The sequence below is a fragment of the Psychrobacter sp. genome (genome assembly GCF_035469765.1).
In the GTDB taxonomy this organism is placed as follows: Bacteria; Pseudomonadota; Gammaproteobacteria; order Pseudomonadales; family Moraxellaceae; genus Psychrobacter.
Genome location: NZ_DATIRM010000444.1, coordinates 1 through 8,313 on the forward strand (window position 1 = coordinate 1; position 8,313 = coordinate 8,313).

Genomic DNA, 8,313 nt, shown 5'->3' on the forward strand with positions numbered 1-8,313 from the left:
ATGGGTGGTATATGCGCGGCACATTCCAAAACACTATTCCATTGCTGATTTGAGCGCACCAGAATCCGCGATTGAAGACCCACTTGTCTTTAAAGCGGCTTTTCCGCTATTGGCTTTGCTGCTTGTCGCTTATTTTGCGACAGAGTCGCTCGGTATTCCTATCTCCTTCGTTACTGGAGCGGCTGCAGTACTGCTCATGGCAATTGCAGGGCGATTTTGGCAAGGCGGTCGCGGGGCCGTGATGTCTGTGCCTGATATTGTGCGTAAAGCACCTTGGCAGATTGTGTTATTTTCTATAGGTATGTACTTGGGTGTTTACGGTTTGGGCAATGCAGGATTGACTGCCTACGGTGCTCAAATCTTGAATTGGTTAGGACAACAAGGCGCCCTAATCGCAACCTTGGGTACTGGGTTTCTCTCCGCCATCGTAGCATCCATTATGAATAACATGCCCTCTACCTTGATAGGCGCGCTGGCGATTGATAGCGCCCAAGTACCAGCCACCACCCGCGAACTGATGATTTATGCCAATGTTATTGGCAATGATTTGGGACCCAAATTTACGCCTATGGGCAGTCTTGCGACTTTACTATGGCTGCATGTATTGGCAGAAAAAGATTATAAAATCAGCTGGGGGCAGTATATGAAGATTGGTCTGATTATTACGCCGCCAGTGTTATTAGTCACTTTGTTAGCATTAGTATTTTGGTTGCCATATCTGTCTTAGTCTTAAAGATTAACGTCATATCTTATTATTAGAGGCGCTATTACGCTGACATCCATCAAAGTCATCGGTTATAATAGCAGCGCATTTTACCTCTTTTATAATGATACGTTTATTTTGCCAAGGACTTATGATGAGTGATCAGCAAGCACAAAAGCAAGCCGCCGCCCGCGCCGCCCTACGCTATATCGAAGATGATATGATACTTGGCGTGGGAACGGGCAGTACGGTGAACTGTTTGATTGAGCTATTACCAACAGTAAAGCTGGCTGGCGCAGTTGCAAGCTCGCAGGTGACAGAAGATAGGTTGCGTGCACTTGGTATCGAGATTGTTGATTTGAATTTTGCCGGTCAGCTTGATGTATATATTGATGGTGCTGATGAAGTAAACGCGCATTTGCAGCTGATTAAAGGTGGCGGCGGTGCGCTCACGCGTGAAAAAATCGTTGCTGCGGCATCGAACAAATTTGTTTGTATGGTTGACGCTAGTAAAAGTGTTGAGATACTAGGACGCGAATTCCCAGTGCCGATAGAGGTGTTGCCACAAGCTCGTTCATATGTTGCTAGGCAATTAGCCAAAATGGGCGGTGAGCCAGTTTATCGTGAAGACTTTGTCACCGATTATGGCAATGTTATTTTGGATACTTATGATTTGGATGTCAGCAATCCAATAGAACTTGAGAAGCAGCTCAACAATATCGTCGGTGTGGTCTGTAATGGTATCTTTGCTGCCAATCAAGCCGATGTGTTGTTAAAAGCCAGCAGTAATGGGGTTGAAGTACTGACTCGAGAATCAATAAGCGCTTGTCTATTACACACTAACTTGGTTATCACATATTAAAAAAGGCAGAGCACAATTTATGTGCTCTGCCTTTTTGATGTTTATGACGGTATAAATAGCTTTTGAAAATGTGTACCTATACTTTTATTTTGTCTTTTAACAAAAATTCCATCAAGGCTTTTTGCGCATGTAAGCGGTTTTCAGCCTCATCCCATACGACAGAGCGCGGGTCATCTAACATATCATGAGAGATTTCTTCGCCGCGATGTGCAGGTAGGCAGTGCATAAAGACCACTTCAGGATCGGCTTTATCGAGCAGTGATGGTGTCACTTGATAAGAGGCAAAGCGACGTGCGCGCGTGTTTTGTTCAGACTCTTGTCCCATGCTTGCCCATACATCGGTGACAATTAAGTGAGAGTCTTTTGCCGCTTCTTGTACGTTTTCAACGATGCTAACGCAATGCGAAAAGCGTTTCATCAGCTCAGGGTCAGGCTCGAAGCCATAAGGCGCGGCTACTCGTAGTTCAAAGCCAAACTGATTGGCTGCTTGCATGTAGGATGCGCACATATTGTTGCCATCACCGACCCAAGTGACGATTTTATTTTCGATACTACCTCGATGCTCATAATATGTCTGCATATCAGCCAGCAGCTGACAGGGATGATATTCGTCGGTTAGGGCGTTGATAATCGGTACGCTTGAATATTTTGCAAAGGTTTCGACTTTTTCATGACCAAAGGTGCGAATCATAATGATATCGACCATGCTTGATATGACACGAGCAGAATCTTCTAATGGCTCACCACGCCCAAGCTGGGTATCATTTGGCGATAGAAAGATAGCGTTACCACCAAACTGTCCCATGCCGGTCTCGAACGAGATACGTGTGCGGGTGGATGACTTCTCAAATATCATACCAAGCGTACGACCAACAAAGGGCTGATATATCTCGCCTGCGTGTTGCATATGACGCAATTCGCTGGCGCGTTTGATGAGATTTTCTAGTTCTTGTTTGGTTAAATCAGATAAGGTCAAAAAATGGCGCAAACTCATAGCAATCCTAGCAGTCAAACAAAGTCAATGAAAATGATGGGTTGTCAGCCGATAATTATATCGCGTAAAGGCTTATACTGGAATGACAACAAACTTTTAGTATAGCGCAATTACTCTCAATGTAAATGTCCAATTTGCCATGATTTATCAGTCATGCAAACCTACATTCGATGAGACATTATCTGATCTGATGATTACATTTGTATGCGATTTGGGCGTACGCTTAGACGACATAGTAACTCATAGCCAATCGTATCAGCATGCATGGCAACTTCATCAACGTGCGGTGTATCACCCCATAGTATGACCTTGCTATTTAAAGCGCTGCTCTCTGGTACAGCGCTCACATCGATGACAATCATATCCATGGCGACGCGCCCAATCACTGCACATGCGTAGCGTTGCTGATTTATGGCGTCAATGACTGAAACATAAGCATCTTCGTTGACCACACGGGGATAGCCGTCACCATAACCAATACTAACGAGAGCTGTTCTAGTATCTTGCTGGGCTGTCCAACGACTACCATAACCGATGGCATCACCAGCATTGACGGTTTGTAGGGCAATAATTTGTGCACTAAATTCCATGGCTGGCTGCAAATTTAGCTCATACGCACTTTGGTCAATAACAGGTGCACTACCATATAGCATAATGCCTGGACGTACCCAATCATGATGATATTTTGGAAAATTAACGATACCAGCAGAGTTGCACAATGACCCTTTAATATCAGTACTGATCGTTTCTCGTAAAGTATTTAGCATGTCATGAAAGCGCTGAATTTGCATGGCGTTTAGTGGGTGATTTTGATTATCGGCATTGGCAAAATGGGTAGTCAAAATAAGCTGATAGCCAGCATCATGCAGAGATTTTGCGGCTGAAATCAGCGTTTGCTCATTAAAACCTAAACGATTCATACCCGTGTTGTACTTTATCCAAACCACTCGAGTGGCGCTATTAGTAGGTGGTATATGCTCTAACGCCCAGTCTAGTTGCGGCGCATGATGAATCACGCAACTGATATCATGCTCAATCGCTTGTAACCACTCATCAACAGTAAACGCCCCTTCGATAAGACCAATGGTTTTATCCCAGCCGCATTGCCTTGCCTCTAGCGCTTCTCTTAAAGTAGCGACGCCGATACCATCGGCTTGCTGTAACGCGGGTAGGACAGCGGCGACGCCATGTCCATAGGCATTGGCTTTTACCATGGCAAGGACTTTAGAGGTTGGGGCAAGTTTTTTGACTTGATTAAGATTGTGAGTAATAGCGGCAGGTTTGATAGTGATTGTGCGCATAATAAGCTTCTTTTTTAGCAAAGTTATGAATGAGTAAAGTGATAAAGCCAGTGAGTTATCATTGGCTGATAAATCACTGGCTATCGTTATAAGTCATATTTTATAGATTTTAATTAATGAGGTTTGAGCGTTTATTTAAAGTAGGGACTATTCATCATTTTCAAAACTGCTGTTTTGATAGTATTCTGGCGTCAAATTGATAAAGCGGGTAAATTGCCCCTCAAAGCCCAAACGTATGGTGCCGATAGGACCGTTACGCTGTTTACCAATGATGATTTCAGCCACGCCTTTGTGGTCTGAGTTTTCATTATAAACCTCATCCCGATAAATAAACATAATCAAATCGGCATCCTGCTCAATTGCTCCAGATTCACGTAAATCCGACATGATAGGGCGTTTATTGGGACGATTCTCCAGACTGCGGTTAAGCTGAGATAGTGCAATGACTGGGCATTCAAGCTCGCGTGCCAGTGCTTTCAAACTACGAGAAATCTCAGAGATTTCTCCAACACGGTTGCCATCTAGACCGGGTACTTTCATTAATTGTAGATAATCGACGATGATAGCGCCAAGCTTACCATCATGGCTTTTGGCGATACGGCGGCAGCGTGAGCGCATCTCTGAAGGCGGCAAAGCCGTGCTATCATCAATATAAAGATGCTTGGATTGCAAATGCTGAATGGCGTTCATCATTTTTGCCCATTCGTCTTCGTTCATTTGCCCAGAGCGCAGGTGTGTCTGATTAATGGCACCCCATGATGACAGCAAACGCATGACGATGGACTCTGCTGGCATTTCCATTGAGAACACCACAACGGGCAAATCTTCGTTGAATAAAATGCCTTCTGCCAAGTTCATGGCAAAGGTCGTTTTACCCATAGAAGGACGTGCAGCGACAATGACTAAATCGCCTGCTTGTAAGCCTTGGGTTTTATTATTTAGCTCAACGAATGGCGTTTGCAGACCAATCATGCCATCAGGGTTCGATTTTAGTTCTTGAATTTTATCGATGACATTGGTCAGTACGGCGGTGATACCGACAGGACCACGCTGCTCTGCGCGTTTATTGTGTTGTTCATTAATACTAAATATCTTACCCTCGACAGTATCCAAAATGTCACTGACAGTTTGGTCTTTAGGATTATAAGCAAGGGTCAACATGTCATTACCAGTGGTAATCAGCTGACGTAAGGTCGAGAGTTCGCGTACGCGCTGAGCGTAAGCAGTAAGATTAAACAAAGTTGCCGGGCTTTGGCTCAAAATATCCGCCAAATAACTATCGCCACCCGCACTTTTTAGCAGCTTTTGCGCTTCTAACCAATCATGTACCATAACCGTATCATAAGGCTCGTTGACAGCAGCTAAATGTGCGATGCCATCAAAAATATACTGATGTCGCCCAGCATAAAAGTCGTCTTTGGTGACGATATCTGCAATCTTATCGTATGCCTCTTCGATACTCATCAAAGAGGCTAGCAATGCCTTTTCAATATCGATATTGTGTGGCGGGGTCTGATTGAGTAAGTCGTCGTTTTTTTCGTTGTCTGCCATGAGTGCCCAATGTCTTATAAAGTCAGTTTCAAAAGTCGTGATAAGAAATTATGTAATATGAGGGTTTATCTGGATGCTGATACAGCAAATAAAACGCCACGCGTTGCTATGATAGAAGTACCAAAACATCACCTCAGTGTTTGCTTGCAAATGCTACAATGAAAAGCGAAAGTTTAACACATAATGTGATTTTTTCGGGCGCTATAAACAACTATCTATCCTAGATGGAGGTTGTAATAAGTAAAGAAATCATCCATATAGCATGAGTTTCAGCACTTATTTTTCTACCAAAAAATATAATAAAATTAACTGCTTACTATAAATATAAAGGTGTCGTCGCTATGCAAGATGTGCAAGATATACAAAAAAAATTACCGCTATTAATTACGACAGGTGAGCCTGCGGGCATTGGTATGGACATTGTACTGATGCTAGCAGCAGAGGATAAATTGCAAGATTTTGGTCGTCCAATCTGGGTCACCGCAGATAGCTCAGCTATGCAGCAGCGAGCAGATGAGCTTATGACTGTAGGTGCGCTAAAAAATTGTCCCATTTGGCAAACCGTCGAGCTCTCTGATAACAATAATATAGAAGTAAATGATTTTCTAAATCAATTGTCATCGCAAGTTTCTGATGATAGGGCGTTTGTCTTACTGGACATTCCTTGTGCCTCATCAGTAGTTTGCGGTCAAATCGACATTAATAAGTCCGCAATGGTCGCTAAGCAGTTAGAGGTTGCCCATCAGCTTGCGAGCAATCAAACAGTTGCCGCTATCGTCACCGGACCACTACAAAAATCTGCATTGATAGATGCTGATATTAAGCTGTTAGATGGCACTATGTTTAGTGGGCATACGGAGTTTTTTATGCAGCAAAGTGGCTGTGAAAAAGTAGTCATGATGCTTGCTAATGAAGCCATGAAAGTGGCACTTGTTACGACACATTTAGCATTAAAGGATGTGCCTGCCGCTATTACTGCAGACAACGTGCGGAAAACGGTACAAATTGTCATTGATGATATGCGCGAGAAATTTGGCTTAATGCAGCCTCGTATATTGGTCTGCGGTCTCAACCCACATGCAGGCGAGGGCGGTCATTTAGGCGTTGAGGAGATTGAAATTATCAATCCAGTGTTGCAAGCGTTTATCGATGCAGGCGTCAATATATCAGAGGCAATGCCAGCAGATACGTTATTCACACCCAGACATTTAGCCAATTGCGATGCGGTGATTGCTATGTATCATGACCAAGGCTTGCCTGTGCTCAAATCGCATGGTTTTGGCGATACCGTCAATCTGACCTTGGGGCTGCCCTATATTCGTACCTCTGTTGATCACGGCACCGCGCTTGATTTGGCGGGGCGGGGCAATGCCAGTGCCACCAGCTTGTATCAAGCATTAAACATGGCAAACGAGATGGCAGACAAATCGCTGACCAGTAGCACGTAATATGAATATCGGTTTTCTATTTAAAATTGATTATATGCGGATTATTTTTCTATAAAAATATCTGTAAAATACAGCCCAATTATGAGCTGTGCTATAATTTGGCATTATAAAGCCAATATATCGCTGGCATTGCCTTATCGACCATTTCTTTTTTATCTATTAAGAATTTTTTATGTCCAAAATTTCGTTTGATGCTCAATCTATTTCTAACAGCCTGCGTGCTGCCAAACACCAACCGCGTAAACGCTTTGGTCAAAATTTCTTACATGACCGTAGTGTTATCCGTGAGATTGTTGAGAGCATTCGCTTAGAGCGCGATGACAATTTGATTGAGATTGGGCCAGGGATGGGCGCACTGACTGAGCCGCTATTGGCAGAAGTGGATGCGATGACTGTGGTCGAGCTGGATCGCGATTTGGCAGATAGCCTACGTATTCGTATCGGTGCCAACAGCCATCCAAACTTTACCATTATCAAAGACAATGCCATGCATGTCGACTATCGTGAGCTGTATAGCGATGAGCGCGGCAAGCTCCGCGTGGTCGGTAATCTGCCGTATAATATTTCTACGCCTATCTTATTTCATTTGCTAAGCTATGCTGATGTGATTCAAGACATGCACTTTATGCTGCAAAAAGAAGTGGTTGAGCGTATCACTGCTGACGTCGGCAGCAAAACCTATGGTCGCCTATCTGTCATTATGCAATATCACTGCCATACGGATTATCTGCTGACCGTACCGCGCGGTGCTTTTAATCCGCCGCCAAAAGTGACCAGTGCCGTATTTCGTCTGACGCCACATATCACTAAGCCAGTCGTCGCAGAAGATGAAGAGTATTTTGCGATTGTGGTGCGAGAAACCTTTAACCATCGCCGTAAGACACTGCGCGCGATATTTAAAAAATCAACGTTGTTACCGACATTGAGCGAAGAAGATTTTGCCGCTTGTGCTATCGACCCACAAGCTCGCCCTGAAACGCTAAGCGTGAAAGATTTTGTTAATTTGAGCAATCAAGCGCGTAAAGTAGAGGGATGATTTATCAGTGCTATTCATACTGCCAATATCATTGATTACCAAATAGCATCTACAATATCCACATAAAAAGATTGAGAGTTTATGAGTTTTCGTCATCAGTATGTCATCGGTGACTTACAAGGTTGCTATGCTGCCTACCTGCAGCTCCTTGAAACATTGGATTTTGATCCGGCGCAAGATAAGTTATGGTTTGCGGGTGATTTGGTGGCACGCGGTGAAGACTCTTTAAATACCTTGCGGCATGTTAAAGCACTGTGTGAACTAGGAGCCGCCGCAACGGTACTTGGTAATCTTGACATTAATTTCTTAGCCGGCTGGCGCGGTGTGGTTAAAGGAACGAAAAAAGATAAGACTGTACCGATTTTAGCATCCGATGATGGTGATGAGTTGGTAGAATGGCTACGCTATCAGCCATAAT

Annotated in this window: 7 protein-coding genes and 1 pseudogene; 5 read left to right on the plus strand and 3 right to left on the minus strand. The window is 43.8% G+C overall.

Annotated elements, in window-relative coordinates:
* The coding region (locus VLN09_RS12120; RefSeq protein ID WP_325246862.1) for an ArsB/NhaD family transporter at positions 1-727 on the plus strand (727 nt) is incomplete at its 5' end.
* Positions 728-857: 130 nt separating this feature from the next.
* The gene (rpiA, locus tag VLN09_RS12125) at positions 858-1,565 is read left to right on the plus strand and encodes a ribose-5-phosphate isomerase RpiA (protein ID WP_325246864.1); all 708 of its coding nucleotides are present in this window, start codon (positions 858-860) and stop codon (positions 1,563-1,565) included.
* Between the two features lie 76 nt (positions 1,566-1,641).
* Here the strand turns inward: rpiA and argF are convergent, their stop codons facing one another.
* The 3 genes from argF to dnaB form a co-directional block, all read right to left on the minus strand.
* Positions 1,642-2,559: an ornithine carbamoyltransferase gene (gene argF, locus VLN09_RS12130; protein ID WP_325246866.1), complete on the minus strand. Its 918-nt coding sequence runs from the start codon at positions 2,557-2,559 to the stop codon at positions 1,642-1,644.
* Between the two features lie 194 nt (positions 2,560-2,753).
* The gene (gene alr, locus VLN09_RS12135; RefSeq protein WP_325246868.1) at positions 2,754-3,860 is read right to left on the minus strand and encodes an alanine racemase; all 1,107 of its coding nucleotides are present in this window, start codon (positions 3,858-3,860) and stop codon (positions 2,754-2,756) included.
* A gap of 147 nt (positions 3,861-4,007) precedes the next feature.
* Positions 4,008-5,411: a replicative DNA helicase gene (gene dnaB / locus VLN09_RS12140; protein ID WP_325246870.1), complete on the minus strand. Its 1,404-nt coding sequence runs from the start codon at positions 5,409-5,411 to the stop codon at positions 4,008-4,010.
* Positions 5,412-5,752: 341 nt separating this feature from the next.
* On the opposite strand from dnaB, the gene pdxA reads away from it, so the two are divergent.
* The 3 genes and pseudogenes from pdxA to VLN09_RS12155 form a co-directional block, all read left to right on the plus strand.
* A complete protein-coding gene (gene pdxA, locus VLN09_RS12145) occupies positions 5,753-6,859 on the plus strand; it encodes a 4-hydroxythreonine-4-phosphate dehydrogenase PdxA (protein WP_325246872.1) in 1,107 nt (368 codons plus the stop codon).
* A gap of 172 nt (positions 6,860-7,031) precedes the next feature.
* Positions 7,032-7,895 carry a 16S rRNA (adenine(1518)-N(6)/adenine(1519)-N(6))-dimethyltransferase RsmA gene (rsmA, locus tag VLN09_RS12150; protein ID WP_325246874.1) on the plus strand — a complete coding sequence of 288 codons (864 nt, stop codon included), beginning with the start codon at positions 7,032-7,034 and terminating at the stop codon, positions 7,893-7,895.
* An 81-nt stretch (positions 7,896-7,976) separates the two neighbouring features.
* Positions 7,977-8,309 (plus strand): annotated as a pseudogene (locus tag VLN09_RS12155) (metallophosphoesterase); the annotation flags it as partial.
* Between the last annotated feature and the right edge of the window lie 4 nt (positions 8,310-8,313).

What these genes read in the sequence shown, in the direction of transcription:
- alr (WP_325246868.1), bottom strand. Translation starts at nt 3,860, where the DNA reads ATGCGCACAATCACTATCAAACCTGCCGCTATTACTCACAATCTTAAT.
- rsmA (WP_325246874.1), top strand. Translation starts at nt 7,032, where the DNA reads ATGTCCAAAATTTCGTTTGATGCTCAATCTATTTCTAACAGCCTGCGT.
- dnaB (WP_325246870.1), bottom strand. Translation starts at nt 5,411, where the DNA reads ATGGCAGACAACGAAAAAAACGACGACTTACTCAATCAGACCCCGCCA.
- pdxA (WP_325246872.1), top strand. Translation starts at nt 5,753, where the DNA reads ATGCAAGATGTGCAAGATATACAAAAAAAATTACCGCTATTAATTACG.
- rpiA (WP_325246864.1), top strand. Translation starts at nt 858, where the DNA reads ATGAGTGATCAGCAAGCACAAAAGCAAGCCGCCGCCCGCGCCGCCCTA.
- argF (WP_325246866.1), bottom strand. Translation starts at nt 2,559, where the DNA reads ATGAGTTTGCGCCATTTTTTGACCTTATCTGATTTAACCAAACAAGAA.